Origin of the sequence: Sphingomonas sp. NCPPB 2930 (assembly GCF_042867205.1) — a bacterium.
In the GTDB taxonomy this organism is placed as follows: domain Bacteria; phylum Pseudomonadota; class Alphaproteobacteria; order Sphingomonadales; family Sphingomonadaceae; genus Sphingomonas.
On the sequence record NZ_JBHZQU010000053.1, the window covers coordinates 1 to 793 of the forward strand.

The window sequence follows — 793 nt, forward strand, 5'->3', positions numbered from 1 at the left end:
CCACATGGTATTGCTCTCTTCTCGAGATATCTCTTCTATATGGTAGGCTAACATCTCTGCCATTTGAGAAAAAATAATCAGAAGCTCTAACAAACTATAATAATTCTTTTCTAGACTACCTACACCACTATATTCAATATCTTTGATTAATACTTGCTCTGCTTTACAAGATATACTACTATCTGAAAACTCAACATCGTATATATCATGTTGTCTATCTCTTAAATGCGTTGATAAAAAATCTCTACCTTGTTCTCCTATAGCAGCTACATTTTCCATACATTCTAATAATTGATATCCTAAACAAACTTTCATATCCATTACCAAGCAATCAAATTCAATCACTTGGTTCGTCATTTTGAAATTTTGTAATTCTAATTTTAAATTTACCAATTCTTCTATAGCTTTTATCCCTGACTTTATCTCAAAATGGCTTAACCTATACTGATTTAATCTCACTCCCATTCTTTTCAGTATTTCACTTCCAAATAAATGAGCTAATACTATTCCATCTAATGTACTCAGGTGTTGCTGTATGATTTCAGATTGTTTACTAGACCACAAACCTTCTTGATGAAGAGACCCAACTCCTTCTAAAATATTTTTCAACTTAACTTCATAAGTCGTCTTCTTATGCCCTCTGCCAAAATAACGATTTTTATTGTCTCCAAGTAAATAATCTACTGTTAGCATATACTTCTCCAATCTTTTAAACTGACTCTATCTTAAACAAAAAAAGACAAGAAAGAATCCGTAATTTACGAAAACCTTCTTGCCTTTTTAGTATAAAATT

The 793-nt window shown here is 30.9% G+C and carries 1 protein-coding gene; it reads right to left on the bottom strand.

Features of this window, described 5'->3' with window-relative positions:
* On the bottom strand, window positions 1-693 hold a 693-nt coding region (locus tag ACFX59_RS18280; RefSeq protein ID WP_387434482.1), incomplete at its 3' end, for an AvrD family protein.
* Window positions 694-793: the final 100 nt, after the last annotated feature.